This window comes from Pseudomonas sp. P129 (genome assembly GCF_020312195.1).
GTDB lineage: Bacteria > Pseudomonadota > Gammaproteobacteria > Pseudomonadales > Pseudomonadaceae > Aquipseudomonas > Aquipseudomonas fragariae.
Genome location: NZ_JAGPYS010000014.1, coordinates 101,690 through 122,466 on the forward strand (window position 1 = coordinate 101,690; position 20,777 = coordinate 122,466).

Below are 20,777 nucleotides of genomic sequence, written 5' to 3' on the forward strand. Positions count from 1 at the left end.
AATACTGAAGGGGGCCTTTTTGGTCCCCTTTTGCATTTTTAAGTCGTTCATTCGTTTGGTATGAAGAAACTGATCTTGGCGGGTCGCGCCTCTAGAGCTTGTTTTTTTTGGACGCTACCCCCATCTTGGCTTCAAGCTAATTCCATCTGTCCCGGCCAATGGGCCGCCGTAGAGGCGAAATCATGAAGACCACTATTGAATTGCCTCTCTTGCCATTGCGTGATGTCGTGGTTTATCCGCACATGGTGATCCCGCTGTTCGTGGGGCGCGAGAAGTCTATCGAAGCCCTTGAAGCGGCAATGACAGGCGACAAGCAGATCCTGCTGCTCGCGCAAAGAAACCCGGCTGACGACGATCCTGATGAAAAGGCTCTGTACAGCGTCGGCACCATCGCCACCGTATTGCAGTTGCTCAAGCTGCCCGATGGCACCGTCAAGGTGCTGGTCGAAGGCGAGCAGCGCGGTTCGGTAGAGCGTTTCATCGAAGTCGATGGCCACTACCGCGCAGACGTCGCGCTGATCGAAGAAATCGATGCGCCGGACCGTGAATCCGAAGTCTTCGTGCGCAGCCTGCTGGCTCAGTTCGAGCAGTACGTGCAACTGGGCAAGAAAGTCCCCGCAGAGGTCCTGTCGTCGCTTAACAGCATTGATGAGCCGGGTCGCCTGGTTGACACCATGGCTGCGCACATGGCGCTCAAAATCGAGCAGAAGCAGGAAATCCTCGAGATTATCGACCTGTCAGCCCGTGTCGAGCACGTGCTGGCCTTGCTGGATGCCGAAATCGACCTGCTGCAGGTCGAAAAGCGCATTCGCGGTCGTGTGAAAAAGCAAATGGAGCGCAGCCAGCGCGAGTACTACCTGAATGAGCAGATGAAGGCCATTCAGAAGGAGCTCGGCGATGGCGACGAAGGCCACAACGAAATCGAAGAGCTGAAAAAGCGTATCGACGCTGCGGGCCTGCCCAAGGATGCTCTGACCAAGGCGAATGCCGAGCTGAACAAGCTCAAGCAAATGTCGCCGATGTCGGCTGAAGCGACCGTGGTGCGCTCCTACATCGACTGGCTGGTTCAGGTGCCGTGGAAGGCGCAGAGCAAAGTACGTCTGGACCTTGCGCGTGCCGAAGCGATTCTCGATGCCGACCACTATGGTCTGGACGAGGTCAAGGAACGCATCCTCGAATACCTCGCCGTGCAGAAGCGCGTGAAGAAGATTCGCGGCCCTGTGCTGTGTCTGGTAGGTCCGCCGGGGGTGGGTAAAACCTCCCTGGCCGAGTCCATCGCCAACGCGACCAATCGCAAATTCGTGCGTATGGCACTCGGTGGCGTGCGTGACGAGGCTGAAATTCGTGGTCACCGCCGGACTTACATCGGTTCGATGCCAGGAAGATTGATACAAAAGATGACAAAGGTGGGCGTTCGCAACCCGCTGTTCCTGCTTGACGAAATCGACAAGATGGGCAGCGACATGCGTGGCGACCCGGCGTCGGCGTTGCTCGAGGTGCTTGATCCCGAGCAGAACCACAATTTCAACGATCACTACCTTGAGGTCGACTACGATCTTTCGGACGTGATGTTCCTCTGCACGTCGAACTCGATGAACATTCCGCCAGCGTTGCTGGACCGGATGGAAGTCATTCGCCTGCCGGGCTACACCGAAGACGAAAAGATCAACATCGCGGTCAAATACCTCTCGCCCAAGCAGATTCAGGCCAATGGCTTGAAGAAAGGCGAGATCAGCTTTGACGAGGAAGCGATCCGCGACATCATTCGTTACTACACCCGTGAAGCGGGCGTGCGCGGGCTTGAGCGTCAGATTGCCAAGGTCTGCCGCAAGGCGGTCAAAGAGCACGCGATGGAAAAACGTTTTGCGGTGCAGGTCACGGCCGACATGCTCGAGCACTTCCTGGGCGTGCGCAAGTTCCGCTACGGGCTGGCAGAGCAGCAGGATCAGATTGGTCAGGTGACCGGTCTGGCGTGGACCCAGGTGGGCGGTGAATTGCTGACCATCGAAGCGGCTGTCGTATCGGGTAAGGGCCAGTTGATCAAGACCGGTTCGCTGGGTGATGTGATGGTCGAATCCATTACCGCAGCCCAGACCGTGGTTCGCAGCCGTGCGCGCAGCCTGGGCATTCCAGCTGATTTCCACGAGAAGCACGACACGCATATCCACATGCCGGAAGGTGCTACGCCGAAGGATGGGCCGAGTGCTGGCGTGGGCATGTGCACTGCACTTGTCTCGGCGCTTACACAGATTCCGGTGCGGGCAGATGTGGCAATGACGGGCGAAATTACCCTTCGTGGTCAAGTGCTGGCGATTGGTGGTTTGAAGGAAAAACTTCTGGCCGCACACCGTGGTGGAATCAAGACGGTGATCATTCCAGAAGAAAACGTGCGTGATTTGAAGGAGATTCCTGACAATATCAAGCAGGATCTGCAGATCAAGCCCGTTAAATGGATTGACGAAGTCCTGCAAATTGCGCTGCAATACGCGCCGGAGCCTTTGCCGGACGTGGCTACAGATCTGGTCGCCAAGGAAGAAAAGCGCGAGTCTGACTCTAAGGACAGAATTAGCACGCATTAAGTCTGGGCAGGCTTCCTTGACAGCTTTTTGGAGCCCTTGTTATAAAGCGGCTCTTTAAAGCAATCACCGGCAAGCCTTCCAGCGCTCGTTTTGCTTAACACCTAAAACTTAGAAACATACTCAATATAGAGATAAGGGGACTTAGAGTGAACAAGTCGGAACTGATTGATGCTATCGCTGCATCTGCTGATATCCCGAAAGCTGCTGCTGGCCGTGCGCTGGACGCAGTGATCGAATCCGTCACTGGCGCTCTGAAGGCTGGCGACTCGGTTGTTTTGGTTGGCTTTGGTACGTTCTCCGTGACTGATCGTCCCGCTCGCATCGGTCGCAACCCTCAGACTGGCAAGACGCTGGAAATCGCTGCTGCCAAGAAACCAGGTTTCAAAGCCGGTAAAGCCCTTAAAGAAGCTGTCAACTAAGCCTCTCGATGCCTTTGCCCGCTGGATCGGGCCTGTCCTGATCCAGTAGCGGAGCGGTGGTGCATTCGGTTGCGACACCGAGGGGTTCGAGCCCTACCGCTTCGTCAGTTACGAGAAGGCGCATCCTCGGATGCGCCTTTCTTCTATCCGCTTTCTACCCACGCTCCGCGGTTGGTTAGTCAGTACAACCGTTTTGGGGGACGCAATGCTGCAGAACATCAGGGACAATTCACAAGGCTGGATTGCCAAGACAATTATCGGACTCATCATCGCCTTGATGGCCTTCACCGGCATCGAAGCGATGTTTACCGCTACCAGCAACAAACAGAACGCAGCTGAAGTCAACGGCGAGGACATCTCTCAGAATGAGTTGAGCCAGGCCGTGGACATGCAGCGCCGTCAGTTGGCTCAACAGCTCTCGCAACAGCTGGGCAAGGATTTCGATCCGGCCATGCTGGATGAGAAACTGTTGCGCGAATCAGCCCTCAAAGGCCTGATCGACCGCAAGCTGCTGCTGCAAGGCGCGGCGGATGCCAGGTTCTCGTTTTCCGACGCGGCACTGGATCAGCAGCTTTTGCAGACGCCTGAGTTTCAGGTGGATGGCAAATTCAACGCAGACCGTTTCGATCAGGTGATTCGCCAGCTAGGCTACAGCCGTCTGCAGTTCCGCCAGATGCTGGGTCAGGAAATGCTCATCGGTCAGGTGCGTGCTGGTGTTGCCGGCAGCGCCTTTGTAACCGACGCACAGGTTGAAGCCTTTGCACGCCTCGAAAAGCAGACCCGTGATTTCGCTTCGCTGACCCTGCCTGCCGATACCTCGGCGGTCAAAGTGACCGATGACGAAGTCAAGGCTCACTATGACGAGCATGCCAAGGAGTTCATGAGCCCTGAGCAGGTCGTACTCGACTACATCGAATTGAAGAAGTCGTCCTTCTTCGACAAGGTGCAGGTCAAGGACGAGGACTTGCAGGCGGCTTATCAGAAGGAAATCGCCAATCTGTCCGAACAGCGTCGTGCAGCACACATCCTGATCGAAGTGAACGACAAGCTGAATGACGAGCAGGCCAAGGCGAAGATTGAAGAAATTCAACAGCGTCTGGCCAAGGGTGAGGATTTCGCGGCACTGGCCAAGGAATACTCGCAGGACCCTGGTTCGTCGAACAAGGGCGGTGATCTGGGCTACGCAGGCAAGGGTGTCTATGACCCGGCTTTCGAAGAGGCGCTGTATGCCTTGAACAAGGACCAGGTTTCGCAGCCGGTGCGCACCGACTTCGGCTGGCACCTGATCAAGCTGCTGGGCGTTGAAGCACCTTCGGTGCCGAGCTTTGCCAGTCTGAAAGGCAAGCTGACCAACGATTTGAAATCGCAGCTGGTCGAGCAGAAGTTTGTCGAAGTGACCAAGCAACTGGAAGACTCGGCGTTCGAATCGTCCGACCTGTCCCAGCCGGCACAGGACCTGGGCCTGAAGGTTCAGACCACTGCACCGTTCGGTCGTGAAGGCGGCGAAGGCCTGACGGCCAACCGTGCGGTCATCCAGGCGGCATTCAGCCCTGAAGTGTTGGAAGAGGGCGCCAACAGCAATACGCTGGAGCTGGATCCGGAAACCGTTGTGGTGGTGCGCTCCAAAGAGCACCTGCAGCCGCAGCAGTTGCCACTTGAGAGCGTTGCCAGCTCGATTCGCGCTCAACTGGTCAAGGAACATGCTTCGGCCGCTGCCAAGGCCAAGGGCGAGGCGCTGCTGGCCGGTCTGCGTGACGGCAAGATCCCGTTGGCTGCCAAGCAGGAAGGTCGTGACTGGAAGGTGATGGAAGCGGTCACGCGCAGTCAGGAAGGGGTTGACCCTCAAGTGCTGCAGACGCTGTTCCGCATGCCCAAGCCGACAGGTAAGGACAAGCCGGAATTCGCCAGCATCACTGCTTCGGATGGCAGCTTCGTGATCGTCCGTCTCAATGGCGTCAATCAGGCGGCTGCACCGACTGACGCCGAGAAGGCGCAATACCGTCGCTTCCTCTCCTCGCGTGAGGGGCAACAGGATTTCGCGGCGTACCGTGCACAGTTGGAAAGCAAGGCGAAGATCGAGAAGTTCTAATCTCGAAACGCGCAAACAAAGAAGGCCGCTCATTGAGCGGCCTTTTTTTTGGATGGCGGTGGGCCAGTTACGTACCTGCGTCAGGGTAAGTCATGACTCGTATTCACTCACGAGACTCTGACCATCCAAGCATGCTGTCCAGCACTGGACAAAGCCGTTGTCCCCATGGCGTAAGGCGATAATCAACCTGAGGGGGTTTGAAGTCGTGGAGGGTTCGAATGACCAGCCCATCGCTTTCCAGGCTACGTAATTGTTGAGCGAGCATTTTTTGCGATATGCCTGTCACTCGGCGTTCGAGATCTGAAAAGCGCTGAATCTTCCCGTCGAACAGGTGGAACAAAATCACCAGTTTCCACCTGCCGCGCAACAGCGCGAGTACGCTGTTGACGTCTTCGGCAGCAGAGTCCGGTGTATACAACGTTCGATGGCTCATTGCTGTCACTTACTTTTTCGTGCGTTCTTGTGGGGTTACCCCTTGGCGATGATCATGAGTGTCTCGTCATTTGATAATGAGGCATCTCGATGAATATCACTCGGTACCCGGTCATTGAAGCATATTTTGCCAGCGAAGCAGGCACAGCCGTGGACGTGCTGGAGGACCTGTTCACCCATGACGCCCGCGTCACTGACGAGGGAGTGACGGTCTGCGGGATTGAAGCGATCAAGGCGTGGAAGCGAGCGGCGAAACACAAATATCAATATACCGTCGAGCCTGTCGAGAGCCTGGAAAGCGATGGACTGGTTATCGTGAAGGTAAGGCTTAGCGGAACATTTCCTGGAAGCCCTGCCGTGGTGAGGTTCAGCTTCGCAGTGACTGACGGACTGATCAGTGCACTGGAAATCGGTTAATGATCACAGCAGAGGTTCCAGCGATATCGCGGATCAGCGAAAGGGCATTTTCATAGCTGATGTGGAGTTTCATCCATTTTTGCCAAAGCGTGAAAGGGCAAGGCGAAGCAGTCGGATAATTCAGGACAACAAAAAGGCCGCTCATTGAGCGGCCTTCTTTTTAAGTCCGGGAAAGTGCCGCTCGCGAGGAGCGGCGTTTACCGTATTACTCGTCCATGCTGCCCATCGCGGTGGTGTTGAAGCCGCCGTCGACGTACATGATTTCACCGCTGATGCCCGACGCCAGGTCGGAACACAGGAACGCGCCGGCGTTGCCGACTTCGTCGATGGTGACGTTGCGGCGCAGAGGGGTCTGCGCTTCGTTGGCAGCCAGCATCTTGCGGAAGTTCTTGATGCCTGACGCCGCCAAGGTGCGGATCGGGCCGGCCGATACAGCATTGACGCGAGTACCTTCCGGGCCGAGGCTGCCGGCCAGGTAACGAACGCCGGCTTCCAGGCTGGCCTTGGCCATGCCCATGACGTTGTAGTTGGGCATGGTGCGCTCTGCGCCCAGGTACGACAGGGTCAGCAGGCTGCCGTTACGGTCTTTCATCATTTCGCGACCGGCCTTGGCCAGGGCCACGAAGCTGTAGGCGCTGATGTCATGAGCGATGCGGAAACCTTCGCGCGTGGTGGCTTCGGTGAAGTCGCCATCGAGCTGGTCGCCAGGCGCGAAGCCCACCGAGTGAACGATCACGTCCAGGCCGTCCCACTTCTTGCTCAGCTCTTCGAAGACCTTGTTGATCTCTTCGTCGCTGGCCACGTCGCAAGGGAAGCACAGCTCAGGGCCTGAACCCCAGCCTGCGGCGAACTCTTCGACACGACCCTTGAGTTTGTCGTTCTGATAGGTGAAGGCAAGCTCTGCGCCTTCACGATGCATGGCGGCGGCAATACCGGATGCGATGGACAGTTTACTGGCGACACCGACGATCAGGACGCGCTTACCGGCGAGAAAACCCATGTGTTGTTCCTCTTCAGGTTAATCGACAGCTACCGGCGCCAAGAAGGCGGCCTCCAGCAGCTGCTGTGTATAAGGATGTTGCGGTGCGGCGAAGATATCCTGCGCTGCACCCTGTTCGACCACTTGGCCTTGCTTGACCACCATCAACTGGTGGCTCAGCGCTTTGACGACAGCCAGGTCATGGCTGATAAACAAATACGTCAGGTTGTACTTGGTTTGCAGCGAGCGAAGCAGCTCGACGACCTGACGCTGTACGGTCCGGTCGAGGGCCGAGGTCGGCTCGTCCAGCAAAATCAGCGCCGGCTTCAAGACCAGCGCACGTGCAATGGCGATCCGCTGGCGCTGGCCACCGGAGAACTCGTGAGGGTAGCGGTGCCGGGTATCCGGGTCCAGACCAACCTCCCTGAGTGCTTCGATGATCGCCGTCTGCTGTTCGGCGGGCGTACCCATGCCGTGGATTCGCAAGCCTTCGCCAACGATTTCAGCCACTGACATGCGCGGGCTCAAACTGCCAAACGGGTCCTGGAAAACCACTTGCATCTGCCTGCGCAGCGGACGGATCTGCTGTTGCGACAGGGATTCTAGCGCGTTGCCCTTGAACCGTATGGTGCCCTGACTGCCGATCAGTCGAAGAATCGCCAGGCCCAGCGTCGATTTGCCCGACCCGCTTTCACCCACAATACCCAGTGTTTGCCCTTGCGGCAGGCTGAAACGTATGCCGTCCACCGCTTTGACGTGGTCGACGGTGCGCTTGAGCAGGCCTTTTTTGATCGGGAACCAGACTTTCAGGTCCTCGATTTCAAGCAGCGGAGCACCTGCGGGGTTGGTCGAAGGACCGCCGCTGGGCTCGGCGCTGAGCAGCACTTTGGTGTAAGGATGTTGCGGCGAACGGAACAATTCTTCGCACGATGCCTGTTCGACGATGCAACCGCGCTGCATGACACATACTCGGTTGGCTATTTGCCTTACGACGTTCAGATCGTGGCTGATCAGCAGCAGTGCCATGCCCAGGCGAGCCTGCAACTGCTTGAGCAATTCGAGGATTTTCAGCTGTACCGTCACATCCAGCGCGGTGGTCGGCTCATCGGCAATCAGCAGCTCAGGTTCGTTGGCCAGGGCCATGGCGATCATGACCCGCTGCCGCTGGCCGCCTGACAGCTCGTGTGGCAATGCTTTGAGGCGTTTGTGCGGCTCAGGGATGCCGACCAGATCGAGCAGCTCCAGCGTGCGCTCGGTGGCCGCCTTGCCGGTCAGGCCCTTGTGCAGGCCCAGCACCTCGTTGATCTGTTTTTCCACCGAATGCAGCGGATTGAGCGAGGTCATCGGCTCCTGGAAGATCATGGCGATCCGGTTGCCACGGATCGTGCGCAGTTTTTTCTCTTCCACTTTCAGCAGGTCCTCACCCGCGTAGTGAATCGTGCCGCTCGGGTGGCTGGCGATGGGGTAGGGCAGCAGGCGCAGGATCGAGTGCGCGGTGACGGACTTGCCCGAACCGCTTTCGCCGACCAGCGCAAGCGTTTCACCGCGACGAATATCGAAGCTGATGTTCTCGACCACGCGTTGCCGCGAGTCGCCCGTCACGAACTCGACCGCCAGATCGCGGATTTCGATCAGATTGTCATTGTTCATCTTATTTCCTTGGGTCGAAAGCATCGCGGGCGGACTCGCCGATGAACACCAGCAGGCTCAGCATGATGGCCAGTACAGCGAAGGCGCTGATGCCCAGCCAGGGCGCCTGCAGGTTGGATTTGCCCTGCGCTACCAGCTCGCCCAGTGACGGTGAGCCGGCGGGCAGGCCGAAGCCCAGAAAGTCCAGCGCCGTCAGGGTGCCGATGGCCCCGGTGAGAATGAACGGCAGGAAGGTCATGGTCGACACCATGGCGTTGGGCAGGATATGGCGGAACATGATCGCGCCGTTTTCCATGCCCAGCGCCCGCGCGGCCCTTACGTATTCCAGATTGCGGCCACGCAGGAACTCGGCGCGTACCACGTCCACCAGGCTCATCCAGGAAAACAGCAGCATGATGCCCAGCAACCACCAGAAGTTGGGTTGTACGAAGCTGGCGAGGATGATCAGCAGATACAGTACCGGCAGGCCCGACCAGATCTCGAGGAAGCGCTGGCCCAGCAGGTCGACCCAGCCGCCATAGAAGCCCTGCAAGGCACCGGCGATGACGCCGATGATCGAGCTGAGGATGGTCAGGGTCAGGGCGAACAGTACCGAAATCCTGAAACCGTAGATCACCCGTGCCAGTACGTCTCGGCCCTGATCATCGGTGCCCAGCAGGTTCTCCCGTGAAGGTGGCGCCGGGGCAGGGACTTTCAGGTCGTAGTTGATGCTCTGGTAGCTGAACGGGATGGGCGCCCACAGGGTCCAGCCATCCTTCGCGGCGAGCAGTTCCTTGATGTACGGGCTCTTGTAGTTGGCCTCCAGCGGGAATTCGCCACCGAAGGTGGTTTCCGGGTAACGCTCGAATACCGGGAAGTACCAGCTGCCGTCATAACGCACGGCCAGTGGTTTGTCGTTGGCGATCAGTTCGGCGCCCAGGCTCAGACCGAACAGAATCAGGAACAGCCACAATGACCACCAGCCACGCCTGTTGGCCTTGAAGCGTTCGAAGCGACGGCGATTGAGAGGAGACAGCTTCATATCAATGCTTCCTGCTTTCGAAGTCGATGCGCGGGTCTACGAGGGTGTAGGTGATATCGCCGATCAGCTTCACCACCAGCCCCAGCAGGGTGAAGATGAACAGCGTGCCGAACACCACCGGATAGTCGCGGTTGATCGCGGCTTCAAAGCTCATCAGGCCCAGGCCGTCCAGCGAAAAGATCACTTCCACCAGCAGCGAGCCGGTGAAGAAGATGCCGATGAACGCCGACGGGAAGCCAGCGATGACCAGCAGCATGGCGTTGCGAAACACATGGCCGTAGAGCACCTTGTGGTTGCTCAGACCCTTGGCTTTGGCCGTGGTCACGTATTGCTTGCTGATTTCGTCGAGAAAGCTGTTCTTGGTCAGCAGCGTCATGGTGGCAAAGTTGCCGATCACCAGCGCGGTGACCGGCAATACCAGATGCCAGAAGTAATCGAATACCTTGCCCAGCGTGCTCAGTTCGTCGTAGTTGTTGGAGGTCAGCCCACGCAGCGGGAACCAGTTGAAGTAACTGCCCCCGGCAAACACCACGATCAGCAGAATGGCGAACAGGAACGCCGGGATGGCATAGCCGACAATGATCGCCGAACTGGTCCATACGTCGAACTGGCTGCCGTGGCGGGTGGCCTTGGCAATCCCCAGCGGGATCGACACCAGGTACATGATCAGGGTGCTCCACAACCCGAGGGAAATGGACACCGGCATCTTCTCGACAATCAGGTCGATGACCTTGGCATCACGAAAGAAGCTGTCGCCGAAATCCAGCGTGGCGTAGTTCTTGATCATGATCCACAGACGTTCCGGCGCCGACTTGTCGAAACCGTACATGCGTTCGATTTCCTTGATCAGTGCCGGGTCCAGGCCTTGCGCGCCGCGGTAGTTGGAGCCTGCCACCGATACTTCGGCGCCGCCTCCGGCAATCCGGCTGGTGGCGCCATCGAAGCCTTCGATCTTGGCGATCATCTGTTCGACCGGGCCACCGGGGGCGGCCTGAATGATGACGAAGTTGATGATCAGGATGCCCAGCAGGGTAGGGATGATCAGCAGCAGCCGTCGCAGAATATAAGCCAGCATGTTTATTGCTCCGCGTTCGCAGGCTTGGCCTGATCAGGGGCTGACGGGGTCGCGGTCACCGGTTTGACATCCGGCTTGGCCCACCAGGTCATCAGGCCGATATCGGAAAGCGCTTCGGCCTTGGGATGGTCGAGGTGATTCCAGTAAGCCACCCGCCAAGTCTTGATGTGCCAGTTCGGGACGACGTAAAAGCCCCACAGCAGCACGCGGTCCAGCGCCTTGGTATGGGTGATCAGGCTTTGCCGTGAGTCGGCGTTGATCAGGCCGTTGACGAGAGAGTCCACCGCAGGGTCCTTGAGGCCCATGAAGTTGCGGCTGCCCGGGTTGTCGGCGCTGGAGGAGTCGAAGTACACGCGCTGTTCGTTACCGGGCGAGCTGGACTGCGGATAGCCCGTGACGATCATGTCGTAGTCCCGCGAGCGCAGGCGGTTGATGTATTGCGACACGTCGGCCCGGCGGATCACCAGTTCAATACCCAGGTCACTCAGGTTGCGCTTGTAAGGCAGCAGAATGCGCTCGAACTCGGTCTGGGCGATCAGAAACTCCAGTTTTACCGGGTTGCCCTGCGCGTCGACCATCTTGTCGTCGACGATCTTCCAGCCCGCTTCCTGCAACAGCTGGAATGCCCGACGTTGTTGTGGGCGAATCATGCCGCTGCCGTCGTTAACCGGTAACTGAAAAGCCTCGGTGAATACCCGATCCGGAATCTTGCCGCGCAGCGGTTCGAGGATTTTCAGTTCCTCGGCAGAGGGCAGGCCGCTTGAGGCCATTTCCGAGTTGTCGAAATAACTTTTGGTACGGCTGTAGGCACCGTTGAAAAGCTGTTTGTTGGTCCACTCGAAATCCAGCAGCAAGGTCAGCGCTTCGCGCACCCGCGCGTCCTGGAATACCGGTTTGCGCAAGTTGAAAACGAACCCCTGCATACCGGTCGGGTTACCGTTGGGCAGCTCTTCCTTGACCAGCCTGCCATCGCGAACTGCCGGGGTGTTGTAGGCGGTCGCCCAGTTCTTGGCGCTGGTCTCTATCCAGTAGTCGAACTGCCCGGCCTTGCCGGCCTCCAGCGCTACTGTGTTGTCGCGGTAGTAGTCGGTGGTCAGTACATCGAAGTTGTAGAAACCCTTGTTGATCGGCAAATCCTTTGCCCAGTAATCCTTGACCCGCTCATAACTCACCGAGCGCCCGGCTTTTACATCGACCACCTTGTACGGCCCGCTGCCCAGCGGGAAGTCCAGGTTGCCTTTGCTGAAGTCGCGGTCGGCCCAGAAGTGCTTGGGCAGCACGGGCAACTGGCCAAGAATCAGCGGCATTTCGCGGCTGCCCTTGTGCTTGAATTTGAACAGCACCCGCAGCGGGTCTTCGACGACGACCTGATCGACGTCGGCGTAGTAGCCCTTGTACATGGGCGAGCCGTGTTCCATCAGGGTCTTGAAGCTGAATTCCACATCTTCGGCGCGGATCGGGTGGCCGTCATGGAAGCGTGCTTCAGGCCGCAGGTAGAAGCGCACCCAGCTGTTGTCCGGCGCTTTCTCGATTTTGCCGGCAACCAGCCCGTATTCACTGAAGGGTTCGTCCAGGCTAGCGCGGGCCAGGGTGTCGTAGATCAGACCAATGTCGTCTGCCGGTACGCCCTTGTTGATGAACGGGTTGAGACTGTCGAAACCGCCGAAGCCTGCCTGGCGCAGCGTGCCGCCCTTGGGGGCATCCGGGTTCACGTAGTCGAAATGCTTGAAATCAGCCGGGTATTTCGGCGCTTCGTCGTACAGCGTCACGCCATGCTGAGGCGCAGCCTGTACCGTGCAGGCGAGGCTGGCCAGCAGCAGGCCGGCTGCCTGCGAGCGCAGGGAGTGCAGAGGGTTCATCGGGGCTTCTCCAGAGTCTTGAGCCACCACGCACGCAGCCCCAGGGTATAGGGCGGGGTAGTGACCATGGCGAATCGGTTGCGATAGGCAAGCCGATGATTGTTCAGATACCAGTTGGGAATGCTGTAGTGCTGAGACAGCAGTACGCGGTCCAGCGCCCGCGCCGCGGCGACCTGATCGTCGCGGGTCTGCGCGGCCAGCAGTTTGTTCAGCAGGGCATCGACCACGGGGTTGGCGATACCCGCGTAGTTCTTGCTGCCGTTGATCGCGGCCTGACTGGAATGGAAGTATTGCCACTGCTCCAGACCGGGGCTCAGGGTCTGTTGCAGGGTCATCAGAATCATGTCGAAATCGAAACGGTCCAGGCGTTGCTTGTATTGGGCGCGGTCGACGGTACGCAGTCCTGCATTGATTCCCAGGCGGCGCAGGTCTTCGATGTAGGGTTGCAGAATGCGTTCAAGGTTGGGGTTGACCAGCAGAATCTCGAAGCGCAACGGTTGCTTGTCGGCATTGAGCAAACCCTTGTCCGAGAGCGTCCAGCCTGCCTCGGCAAGCAGCTTCAGGGCCTTGCGCAAGGTCTCGCGCGGGATCCCGCCGCCATCGGTTTTCGACGGGGCGAACGGCTGGGTGAACAGGCTGGCAGGCAACTGATCACGGTAGGGCGCCAGGAGCAGCCATTCAGCCCCGGTCGGCAGGCCCGTCGCGGAAAATTCGCTGTTGGGGTAGTAACTGGTCGAGCGGTCATAGGCGTCGCTGAACAGCGTGCGGTTGGTCCATTCGAAATTGAACAGCAGCCCCAGGGCTTCGCGCACGCGGATGTCGGCGAAGGCGGCGCGCCGCGTGTTCATGAACAGGCCCTGGGTCTGGGTCGGTATGCGGTGCGGAATCTGCGCCTTGATCACCTGACCGTTGGCGACTGCAGGGAAGTCATAGCCATTGGCCCAGTTCTTGGCCTGATGCTCGATGTAGATGTCGAATTCACCCGCCTTGAACGCTTCGAACGCCACGTCGCTGTCGCGGTAGAACTCGACCTCGACGCGGTCGAAATTGTATTTGCCGCGGTTGACCGGCAAGTCCTTGCCCCAGTAATCCTTGACCCGCTCGAACACCAGTTGCCGACCCGGCTGCACGCGGGTGATGCGGTAGGGACCACTGCCCAGCGGCGGCTCGAAGGTGGTCGCCTTGAAATCCCTGTCTTTCCAGTAATGCTGCGGCAACACCGGCAGTTCGCCCAGGCGCAGGATCAGCAACGGGTTGCCGGAGCGCTTGAAGACAAAGCGGATGCGATGACGATTGAGGATGTCGACGCGCTGCACTTCCTGCAGGGCGGTGCGGTATTGAGGGTGACCGTCCTTGAGCAGTGTCCGGTAGGAAAACGCCACGTCGTAGGCGGTGATGGGCTTGCCGTCATGGAAGCGCGCCTGTGGGCGCAGGTTGAACACCACCCAGCTGCGGTCCTCGCTGTATTCCACGGACTGGGCGATCAGCCCGTAACTGGAGGTCGGTTCATCGCCGGACGGGTCGTACTGGCCCGTGCCGACCATTAGCGGTTCATTCAGCTCGTTGACGCCATATTGCAGGAAGTTGCCGGTCGAGACCGGGCTGCTGCCCTTGAATGTGTAGGGGTTGAGCGTGTCGAACGTGCCGAAGGCCATCATTCTCAGGGTGCCACCTTTCGGCGCCTCGGGATTGACCCAGTCGAAATGAGTGAAGCTGGCCGGGTACTTGAGAACACCAAACTGCGCGTAACCATGACTTTCAGTGATGGCTGCGTTGGCGCAGAAGCTCAAGGCCAGGCTGAGGGTTAGCAGGAAGGGACGTATCACGATCCAGGCGGCTTGGGCTTTCGGGTCGCTAACAGTAACAGCTTGTTCCAGCTGGAAAAAGACTGCAGGTGATGGCGTCGCCGGGGCTGCATCGGCCACCCGCCCCAAGGTTATCGAAGGGCAAGTGGCCGAGCTCATCAATGTGGCAGGTAAACGGTCAGGGTCTGGCCGGGTTTGAGGGCCTGCCCGCTACGTGGATTCCAGCGCTTGAGATGTTGCATCTCGACGTTGAAGCGCTTGGCGACCAGGTACATCGAGTCACCTTTCTGGATCTTGTACTGCATGGATTTCTTTTCGCCATCCTTGGCGCTGGTGCTGGCGACCGCCTTGCTGGCGGCTTTACCGGCAGGTTTGCTGGTGTCCTGCATGACCAGCGTCTGGCCGACCTTGAGCTTCTTGCCGGTCAGCTTGTTCCAGCGTTGCAAGTCTTCGACGTCAACCTTGTTGGCTTGCGCGATGTTGGTCAGGTTGTCACCGCTGCGCACTTTGTAGCTGCGGGTACGTGACGGCTTGTCGTTGCTGGCCAGCGCTTCGAACACAGGCTGTGAATTCTGCATGCCCGGCTTGACCGGTATGCTCAGCGACTGACCGACCTTCAGGCGGTTGCCGGACAGCTTGTTATTGCCCTTGAGCGAGCTGACCGTGACCTGATAACGACTTGCCAGGCTTTCCAGAGTGTCGCCCTTGCGCACCCGGTAAGGCTGCCAGGCGACGAGTTCTTCCTGTTTCATGGTCAGCAGGCTGGCCGTCAGCAGTTGCGCCTTGGAGGTGGGCACCAGCAGGTGCTGGGGGCCATCGACGGTCAGGCGCTTCTTGTAGGCGGGGTTGAGCTGGATAAGCTCGTCTTCGTCGATGTCGGCGGCGCTGGCCACTTTGGACAGGTCGACACGCTTGTTGAGCTCGACGACTTCGAAGTAAGGCTGGTTGGCGATCGGGTTCAGATTGACGCCATAAGCTTCCGGCGACAATACAACCTGAGACAGGGCCAGCAGCTTGGGCACGTAATCGCGGGTTTCCTGCGGCAGCGGCAGGTTCCAGTAGTCGGTCGGCAGGTTGAGCTTGTCATTGCGCTCGATGGCGCGGCTCACCGTACCTTCGCCGGCATTGTAGGCTGCCAGGGCCAGCAGCCAGTCACCGTTGAACATGTCGTGCAGGCGGGTCAGGTAATCCAGTGCCGCAACAGTCGAGGCCTGGATGTCGCGACGTCCGTCATAAAAGCTGGTCTGGCGCAGGTTGAAGTAACGCCCGGTCGACGGGATGAACTGCCAGAGGCCGACCGCCTGGCTGCGTGAAACGGCCATCGGGTTGTAGGCGCTTTCGATAACCGGAAGCAGGGCCAGTTCCAGCGGCATGTTGCGTTCTTCAAGGCGCTCGACGATGTAGTGCATGTACAGGCTGCCGCGCTCGCCAGCGTTTTCCAGAAAGGAAGGGTTGTTGGCGAACCACAGGCGCTGTTGATCGATGCGGGGGTTCTGATCGTTGCCTTGTTGCAGTTGAAAGCCCTGACGCATGCGCTCCCAGACATCCTGTGGAGGTGCGAGAGGGGTGGCAGGCTTGTGTGACAGAAAAATCGGTTTTTGCTTGATTCCGGCGGCCAGGTTAGGCGCGCGATGATTGCTGGCCGGGTCGACGCTGGCGGTGCTCTGGCAACCGGCCAGAAGGGCACTCGCGGTGACGGCCATGGCCTGAGCCAACCGAGTCAATGCGTCCGAATGTGAAGGCTTGCTGGTAGATGACGACATTGTTCGGGGGGTACATCCAGACGAAAATGTCGGGCGATTCTAGGAAGCAGCCTGCCGTCGGTCAACCTTTCAGAATTTTATTGCGGTTTTAGGGTCGGGTCAGAACTTATCTTTCCATGCCCTCAGGCTTGCAAAGACCGCACTCTGCGAGGTGTTTTGCGCGTCGCTCCGTTCGTCCGCTTTTTCTTTAACGGATGTTTCCCCGGTACGCAGGAAGGGGTTGGTGCGTTTTTCCAGTGCCATATTCGAAGGAAGACTGATGCGATTTTCGCTGCGCCAGCGCGTCACTTCGGCCAGGCGTTCGGCAATATCGACATTGGCGGGCTCGACGGCCTGTGCAAAGCGAAGGTTGCTCAGCGTGTATTCGTGAGCGCAGTAGATCAGTGTGCTGTCCGGCAGTTTGGCCAGGCGGCCGAGAGAATCGTGCATCTGTTGTGGCGTGCCCTCGAACAGCCGTCCACAGCCGGCGGCAAACAGCGTGTCGCCGCTGAACAGCAGGGGCGTCGTGGCGTCCTCATGATAAAACGCGATATGCCCCAGCGTGTGGCCTGGAACCGCATGCACCACAAATTCCAGGCCCAGCACGGTCAGCCGGTCATTGTCGACCAGCGCGATATCGCGCGCCGGTATGGTCTCGGCCGCTGGGCCCAGCACCCGCGCCGCGGTCGACTGCTTGAGTTCCGCAACACCGCCCACATGATCATTGTGGTGGTGCGTGATCAGGATATCGGTCAGCCGGTAGTCGGGATTCTGCGCCAGCCAGCCCAGCACCGGCTTTGCGTCGCCCGGATCGACGACAGCGCACTGCTGGCTCGAAAGGTCTTGTAACAACCATATGTAGTTGTCATTGAAAGCAGGAAGGGCGTGGATCTGTATCATGGCGCAGTTCGCATAGCGGCGGACAATGGTGCATCTTAGAGTCTGTTGCCGCTGTATGCGAGCACCTCTGGAGGAGAACTCATGACCGATGAAGCGTTCGCTCAGGCTGATCCTGAGTGGCTTGCATTGATCCGCGCTGCCCGCGAATGGCTTTCCGGGCCGCTCGGGCAGCTTCTGCTCGAAGAGGAGCGGCGCATTCTCGACGAGGAACTGGGGCGGTATTTCGGTGGCTATCTGGTGCATTACGGCCCGTCGGCGCAAAGCCCTCCGGTGGCTCCCCAGGTGCAGCGCAATGTACGCCTTGGTGCGCCATTGCCGGGTGTCGAGATCGTCTGTGAAGAACAGGCGTGGCCATTGAGTGAGCACGCGGCCGATGTCGTGGTACTGCAACACGGCCTGGATTTCTGCCTGTCGCCCCACGGCCTGCTGCGCGAAGCGGCCAGCAGCGTGCGACCGGGCGGGCACTTGCTGATTATCGGTATCAACCCCTGGAGCACCTGGGGCATACGCCATGTATTCGCCCGGGATGCGCTGCGCAAGGCACGCTGCATTTCATCCTCGCGGGTCGCTGACTGGCTGAATCTGCTGGGCTTCGCGCTGGAGAAACGACGCTTCGGATGCTATCGTCCGCCCCTTGCTTCAGCAGCATGGCAGTCGCGTCTTGCAGGGCTTGAACGCCTTGGCGAGGGACGTCAGAGCCCCGGTGGCGGCTTCTATGTACTGGTGGCGCGCAAACTGGTGGTAGGCCTCAGGCCTTTGCGCCAAGTGCGCCGTGACCCGATCGGCAAGCTGATTCCCATGCCGATGGCCAAGGTCAGCCGCAATACTCAGGATCAGGCTTGAGCAATGCCATGCCGCAAATGAAGCCCATCATTCTGGAAAGGTCGTAATGAGCGATAGCGTTGAACTCTTCACCGACGGTGCCTGCAAGGGTAATCCTGGCCCGGGCGGGTGGGGAGCCCTGCTGGTGTGCAAGGGCGTCGAAAAAGAGTTGTGGGGTGGCGAAGCCAATACCACCAACAACCGGATGGAACTGACCGGTGCGATTCGCGGGCTTGAAGAACTCAAGCGCCCCTGCGAAGTGACGCTGGTGACCGACTCTCAGTACGTGATGAAAGGCATTACCGAGTGGATGGTCAACTGGAAGAAGCGCGGCTGGAAAACCGCTGCCAAGGAGCCGGTCAAAAATGCCGACCTGTGGCAGCTTCTGGATGAACAGGTCAGTCGCCACACGGTGAAATGGCAGTGGGTGCGTGGGCACATCGGCCACCCTGGCAACGAGCGTGCCGACCAGCTCGCCAACCGTGGCGTCGACGAAGTGCGCGGCATCCGGCACGGCTAGACGCGCACGGGCTCGCAACGGCCGCTGCGTGCTAGAATCGCGGCCTGTACATGAGGCAACAGTCAATGGCATTGCAAAACCTGGATAACAGATCGATCGTCCTCGATACCGAAACCACCGGTATGCCGGTGACGGATGGTCACCGCATCATCGAGATCGGTTGTGTCGAGTTGATCGGTCGCCGCCTGACCGGGCGGCATTTTCACGTTTACCTGCAACCCGATCGCGAAAGTGACGAAGGCGCGATCGGTGTTCACGGTATCACCAACGAATTTCTGGTCGGCAAGCCGCGGTTTGCCGAAGTCGCCGATGAATTCTTCGAGTTCATCAAGGGCGCGCAGCTGATCATTCACAACGCAGCGTTCGACGTTGGCTTCATCAACAACGAATTTGCCTTGATGGGTTCGCAGGACAGGGCTGATATCACCCAGCACTGTTCGATTCTCGATACCCTGATGATGGCGCGAGAGCGCCACCCGGGTCAGCGCAACAGCCTGGATGCACTGTGCAAGCGCTATGGCGTCGACAACTCGGGCCGTGAGTTGCACGGCGCATTGCTCGACTCCGAGATTCTGGCTGACGTCTACCTGGCGATGACCGGCGGGCAGACCAGCCTGTCGCTGGCCGGCAATGCTTCCGATGGCAATGGTTCGGGCGAAGGCTCCGGCAACCGTGGCAGCGAAATTCGCCGCCTGCCGGCCGATCGCAAGCCTTGCCGCATCATTCGCGCTTCTGAAAGTGAACTGGCCGAGCACGAAGTGCGTATGAGCACCATCGCCAAGGCTTGCGGTGCTCCTCCGCTCTGGGTACAGATGCTGGAAGCCGGAGCACAGGCATCTTCCTGACAGCAAGCGGCAAAGGTGAACTGAACGTGGCACATCCTGCTTTGAGCATTCGGGTTGCAGACGAATGCTTCGAGGACTACATCCTCAATAGCGAATTCACGTTTACAGTGCTTGGCTACGCCCAACCGCGCATCGGCGAGCCCGTGGATTCATGGCCGGTCGAGTTGGTCGAGCCGTACAGCAAGAATTATGGCATCGACTCTCAGGAGTTCGCCGATCATCGTGACGCCGCCACCAGTTCGGTGATGGTTGCCTGGCTGGATGACCACCCCGTCGGCCATATCGTGATGAGCACTCACTGGAGCGGCTTCGCCTACATTGATGAACTGGCGGTAGACGAGTGGGCGCGCCGTCATGGCGTCGCACGTTCATTGCTCGACGCCGCACAATTCTGGACTCGCAAGCGCGATCTGCCGGGCATCGTTCTGGAAACCCAGAACAATAATCTGGGAGCCTGCAGGCTGTACGAGAGTTGCGGGTACGTGGTCGGCGGGGTGGATCACATGCGCTATCGCGGCATCGATCCGAGCACTCGTGAAACGGCGATTTTCTGGTATCTGATCTTTTCGGATTAACAGCTTCCCGCTGGCCGTGCAGCCAAAGCGGGAATGCTGCCGGTATTACGTGGGGGTGCGGGTAATTTTTATGCCCGATTGCACCAGCTCGAAGTCCTCACCACCCAGATGCTTGACCCGGTCGCCGATTGCCAGCCTGTAGGTGATCACCGGCTGCCCGCCCTGCGCCTCATCCGGCTGCGATTCCTGGAACTCATGAACCGGATAAACGCGACCTTCGGCGTCCCTGGCATGAAATTGTCCGACGAGAACTGAAGCCATTTGCTCTGTAACCTCTGAAACTGAATATAACTGCTGGTTTACGAATCCATCGAGGCTAGTAGACCACTGATCTATAGGTGAGTTTGCCTTTGAGGGAAAAAATAATCCCTGCTGTTCCAGCGCGTAGGGAATTGACCGGCGCAAAGGTCGTCTAAACCCGGCTTCTGTTCTATACCTAACCTTCCCTTGAATCAGATGACGGATATTTCCATGAGCCAGGTTCATACCATTGCCGTATTGGTCGGCAGTCTGCGAAAAGAGTCCATCAACCGCAAGATCGCGCTTGCTCTGGCAGAACTGGCACCTGCCAGCCTGAAACTGAATATAGTCGAGATTGGTGACTTGCCGTTGTACAACGAAGACATTGATGGCGACTCACCGCCGCCTGCATACACTACCTTTCGCGAGCAGCTGGGCGCTGCCGACGGCGTGCTGTTTGTCACCCCGGAATACAACCGCTCGGTGCCGGGTGCCCTGAAGAACGCCATTGATGTGGGCTCGCGTCCCTATGGCAAAAGTGCCTTCAGCGGCAAGCCGGGCGCAGTGATCAGTGCCTCGCCGGGTGCTGTCGGTGGCTTTGGTGCCAACCATCACCTGCGCCAGTCGCTGGTATTTCTGGACGTGCTGTGTCTCCAGCAGCCCGAAGCCTACCTGGGCGGTGCCGGGAGCTTTTTCGACGAGTCCGGCGCATTGTCCGATAAAACCAGGCCTTTCCTGCAGAAGTTCATCGATGCCTTTGCCGCCTGGGTCGAAAAGAACGGCAAAGTCTCCGCCAACTGACGCTGAC

The 20,777-nt window shown here is 58.8% G+C and carries 20 protein-coding genes; 9 read left to right on the forward strand and 11 right to left on the reverse strand.

Annotated elements, in window-relative coordinates:
• Positions 1-182: 182 nt before the first annotated feature.
• Both lon and KBY02_RS23425 read left to right on the forward strand, forming a co-directional pair.
• On the forward strand, positions 183-2,579 hold the full coding sequence (lon, locus tag KBY02_RS23420) for an endopeptidase La (protein WP_011267216.1): 2,397 nt from the start codon (positions 183-185) through the stop codon (positions 2,577-2,579).
• Positions 2,580-2,725: 146 nt separating this feature from the next.
• Positions 2,726-2,998 carry an HU family DNA-binding protein gene (locus tag KBY02_RS23425; protein ID WP_002552737.1) on the forward strand — a complete coding sequence of 91 codons (273 nt, stop codon included), beginning with the start codon at positions 2,726-2,728 and terminating at the stop codon, positions 2,996-2,998.
• Here the strand turns inward: KBY02_RS23425 and KBY02_RS26200 are convergent.
• Entirely contained in the window at positions 2,991-3,122 is a 132-nt protein-coding gene (locus tag KBY02_RS26200) for a hypothetical protein (RefSeq protein ID WP_257207138.1), read from the reverse strand. The genes KBY02_RS23425 and KBY02_RS26200 overlap by 8 nt on opposite strands.
• 81 nt (positions 3,123-3,203) lie before the next feature.
• Here KBY02_RS26200 and KBY02_RS23430 point away from each other — a divergent pair, with 81 nt between their 5' ends.
• Complete coding sequence (locus tag KBY02_RS23430) at positions 3,204-5,087, forward strand: SurA N-terminal domain-containing protein (RefSeq protein ID WP_011267217.1); 1,884 nt, start codon at positions 3,204-3,206, stop codon at positions 5,085-5,087.
• 103 nt (positions 5,088-5,190) lie between these two features.
• Here KBY02_RS23430 and KBY02_RS23435 read toward each other — a convergent pair whose 3' ends face one another.
• Positions 5,191-5,520: a winged helix-turn-helix transcriptional regulator gene (locus tag KBY02_RS23435; protein WP_024639684.1), complete on the reverse strand. Its 330-nt coding sequence runs from the start codon at positions 5,518-5,520 to the stop codon at positions 5,191-5,193.
• 89 nt (positions 5,521-5,609) lie between these two features.
• Between KBY02_RS23435 and KBY02_RS23440 the strand changes: the two genes are divergently transcribed.
• Positions 5,610-5,936 carry a nuclear transport factor 2 family protein gene (locus tag KBY02_RS23440; RefSeq protein ID WP_011267219.1) on the forward strand — a complete coding sequence of 109 codons (327 nt, stop codon included), beginning with the start codon at positions 5,610-5,612 and terminating at the stop codon, positions 5,934-5,936.
• A 205-nt stretch (positions 5,937-6,141) separates the two neighbouring features.
• Here KBY02_RS23440 and fabI read toward each other — a convergent pair whose 3' ends face one another.
• The 8 genes from fabI to gloB form a co-directional block, all read right to left on the reverse strand.
• On the reverse strand, positions 6,142-6,936 hold the full coding sequence (gene fabI, locus KBY02_RS23445) for an enoyl-ACP reductase FabI (RefSeq protein ID WP_054091358.1): 795 nt from the start codon (positions 6,934-6,936) through the stop codon (positions 6,142-6,144).
• A gap of 18 nt (positions 6,937-6,954) precedes the next feature.
• Positions 6,955-8,565 (reverse strand): ABC transporter ATP-binding protein, encoded by a 1,611-nt coding sequence (locus tag KBY02_RS23450; RefSeq protein ID WP_011267220.1) that lies wholly within the window; start codon positions 8,563-8,565, stop codon positions 6,955-6,957.
• A 1-nt stretch (position 8,566) separates the two neighbouring features.
• On the reverse strand, positions 8,567-9,586 hold the full coding sequence (locus KBY02_RS23455; protein ID WP_054091359.1) for an ABC transporter permease: 1,020 nt from the start codon (positions 9,584-9,586) through the stop codon (positions 8,567-8,569).
• Position 9,587: 1 nt separating this feature from the next.
• Positions 9,588-10,661 (reverse strand): microcin C ABC transporter permease YejB, encoded by a 1,074-nt coding sequence (locus KBY02_RS23460; protein WP_002552742.1) that lies wholly within the window; start codon positions 10,659-10,661, stop codon positions 9,588-9,590.
• Between the two features lie 2 nt (positions 10,662-10,663).
• Complete coding sequence (locus tag KBY02_RS23465) at positions 10,664-12,520, reverse strand: extracellular solute-binding protein (RefSeq protein WP_011267221.1); 1,857 nt, start codon at positions 12,518-12,520, stop codon at positions 10,664-10,666.
• The gene (locus tag KBY02_RS23470) at positions 12,517-14,346 is read right to left on the reverse strand and encodes an extracellular solute-binding protein (protein ID WP_011267222.1); all 1,830 of its coding nucleotides are present in this window, start codon (positions 14,344-14,346) and stop codon (positions 12,517-12,519) included. Before KBY02_RS23470 ends, KBY02_RS23465 begins: the two co-directional genes overlap by 4 nt.
• Before the next feature lie 137 nt (positions 14,347-14,483).
• Entirely contained in the window at positions 14,484-16,088 is a 1,605-nt protein-coding gene (locus KBY02_RS23475) for a lytic transglycosylase domain-containing protein (protein ID WP_011267223.1), read from the reverse strand.
• 99 nt (positions 16,089-16,187) lie between these two features.
• Positions 16,188-16,967 carry a hydroxyacylglutathione hydrolase gene (gene gloB, locus KBY02_RS23480; protein WP_054091360.1) on the reverse strand — a complete coding sequence of 260 codons (780 nt, stop codon included), beginning with the start codon at positions 16,965-16,967 and terminating at the stop codon, positions 16,188-16,190.
• Between the two features lie 81 nt (positions 16,968-17,048).
• On the opposite strand from gloB, the gene KBY02_RS23485 reads away from it, so the two are divergent.
• From KBY02_RS23485 to KBY02_RS23500, 4 genes are all read left to right on the forward strand, one after another.
• The gene (locus KBY02_RS23485) at positions 17,049-17,810 is read left to right on the forward strand and encodes a methyltransferase domain-containing protein (protein WP_003404449.1); all 762 of its coding nucleotides are present in this window, start codon (positions 17,049-17,051) and stop codon (positions 17,808-17,810) included.
• Positions 17,811-17,856: 46 nt separating this feature from the next.
• Entirely contained in the window at positions 17,857-18,309 is a 453-nt protein-coding gene (gene rnhA, locus KBY02_RS23490; protein ID WP_003368579.1) for a ribonuclease HI, read from the forward strand.
• Between the two features lie 65 nt (positions 18,310-18,374).
• The gene (gene dnaQ / locus KBY02_RS23495) at positions 18,375-19,154 is read left to right on the forward strand and encodes a DNA polymerase III subunit epsilon (RefSeq protein ID WP_003368580.1); all 780 of its coding nucleotides are present in this window, start codon (positions 18,375-18,377) and stop codon (positions 19,152-19,154) included.
• A gap of 20 nt (positions 19,155-19,174) precedes the next feature.
• Complete coding sequence (locus KBY02_RS23500; protein WP_225650790.1) at positions 19,175-19,729, forward strand: GNAT family N-acetyltransferase; 555 nt, start codon at positions 19,175-19,177, stop codon at positions 19,727-19,729.
• Between the two features lie 45 nt (positions 19,730-19,774).
• Here the strand turns inward: KBY02_RS23500 and KBY02_RS23505 are convergent, their stop codons facing one another.
• A complete protein-coding gene (locus tag KBY02_RS23505) occupies positions 19,775-19,990 on the reverse strand; it encodes a hypothetical protein (RefSeq protein ID WP_004414020.1) in 216 nt (71 codons plus the stop codon).
• 210 nt (positions 19,991-20,200) lie between these two features.
• Between KBY02_RS23505 and KBY02_RS23510 the strand changes: the two genes are divergently transcribed.
• Complete coding sequence (locus tag KBY02_RS23510) at positions 20,201-20,770, forward strand: NADPH-dependent FMN reductase (RefSeq protein ID WP_148194008.1); 570 nt, start codon at positions 20,201-20,203, stop codon at positions 20,768-20,770.
• The last annotated feature ends 7 nt before the right edge of the window (positions 20,771-20,777 follow it).

Excerpts from the sequence above, each read along its gene's own strand:
- KBY02_RS23475 (WP_011267223.1), bottom strand. The coding sequence starts at position 16,088 with ATGTCGTCATCTACCAGCAAGCCTTCACATTCGGACGCATTGACTCGG.
- KBY02_RS23485 (WP_003404449.1), top strand. The coding sequence starts at position 17,049 with ATGACCGATGAAGCGTTCGCTCAGGCTGATCCTGAGTGGCTTGCATTG.
- KBY02_RS23435 (WP_024639684.1), bottom strand. The coding sequence starts at position 5,520 with ATGAGCCATCGAACGTTGTATACACCGGACTCTGCTGCCGAAGACGTC.
- fabI (WP_054091358.1), bottom strand. The coding sequence starts at position 6,936 with ATGGGTTTTCTCGCCGGTAAGCGCGTCCTGATCGTCGGTGTCGCCAGT.
- gloB (WP_054091360.1), bottom strand. The coding sequence starts at position 16,967 with ATGATACAGATCCACGCCCTTCCTGCTTTCAATGACAACTACATATGG.
- dnaQ (WP_003368580.1), top strand. The coding sequence starts at position 18,375 with ATGGCATTGCAAAACCTGGATAACAGATCGATCGTCCTCGATACCGAA.
- KBY02_RS23465 (WP_011267221.1), bottom strand. The coding sequence starts at position 12,520 with ATGAACCCTCTGCACTCCCTGCGCTCGCAGGCAGCCGGCCTGCTGCTG.
- KBY02_RS23440 (WP_011267219.1), top strand. The coding sequence starts at position 5,610 with ATGAATATCACTCGGTACCCGGTCATTGAAGCATATTTTGCCAGCGAA.
- lon (WP_011267216.1), top strand. The coding sequence starts at position 183 with ATGAAGACCACTATTGAATTGCCTCTCTTGCCATTGCGTGATGTCGTG.
- KBY02_RS23460 (WP_002552742.1), bottom strand. The coding sequence starts at position 10,661 with ATGCTGGCTTATATTCTGCGACGGCTGCTGCTGATCATCCCTACCCTG.
- KBY02_RS23450 (WP_011267220.1), bottom strand. The coding sequence starts at position 8,565 with ATGAACAATGACAATCTGATCGAAATCCGCGATCTGGCGGTCGAGTTC.
- KBY02_RS23510 (WP_148194008.1), top strand. The coding sequence starts at position 20,201 with ATGAGCCAGGTTCATACCATTGCCGTATTGGTCGGCAGTCTGCGAAAA.
- KBY02_RS23430 (WP_011267217.1), top strand. The coding sequence starts at position 3,204 with ATGCTGCAGAACATCAGGGACAATTCACAAGGCTGGATTGCCAAGACA.
- KBY02_RS23455 (WP_054091359.1), bottom strand. The coding sequence starts at position 9,586 with ATGAAGCTGTCTCCTCTCAATCGCCGTCGCTTCGAACGCTTCAAGGCC.
- KBY02_RS23505 (WP_004414020.1), bottom strand. The coding sequence starts at position 19,990 with ATGGCTTCAGTTCTCGTCGGACAATTTCATGCCAGGGACGCCGAAGGT.
- KBY02_RS26200 (WP_257207138.1), bottom strand. The coding sequence starts at position 3,122 with ATGCGCCTTCTCGTAACTGACGAAGCGGTAGGGCTCGAACCCCTCGGT.
- rnhA (WP_003368579.1), top strand. The coding sequence starts at position 17,857 with ATGAGCGATAGCGTTGAACTCTTCACCGACGGTGCCTGCAAGGGTAAT.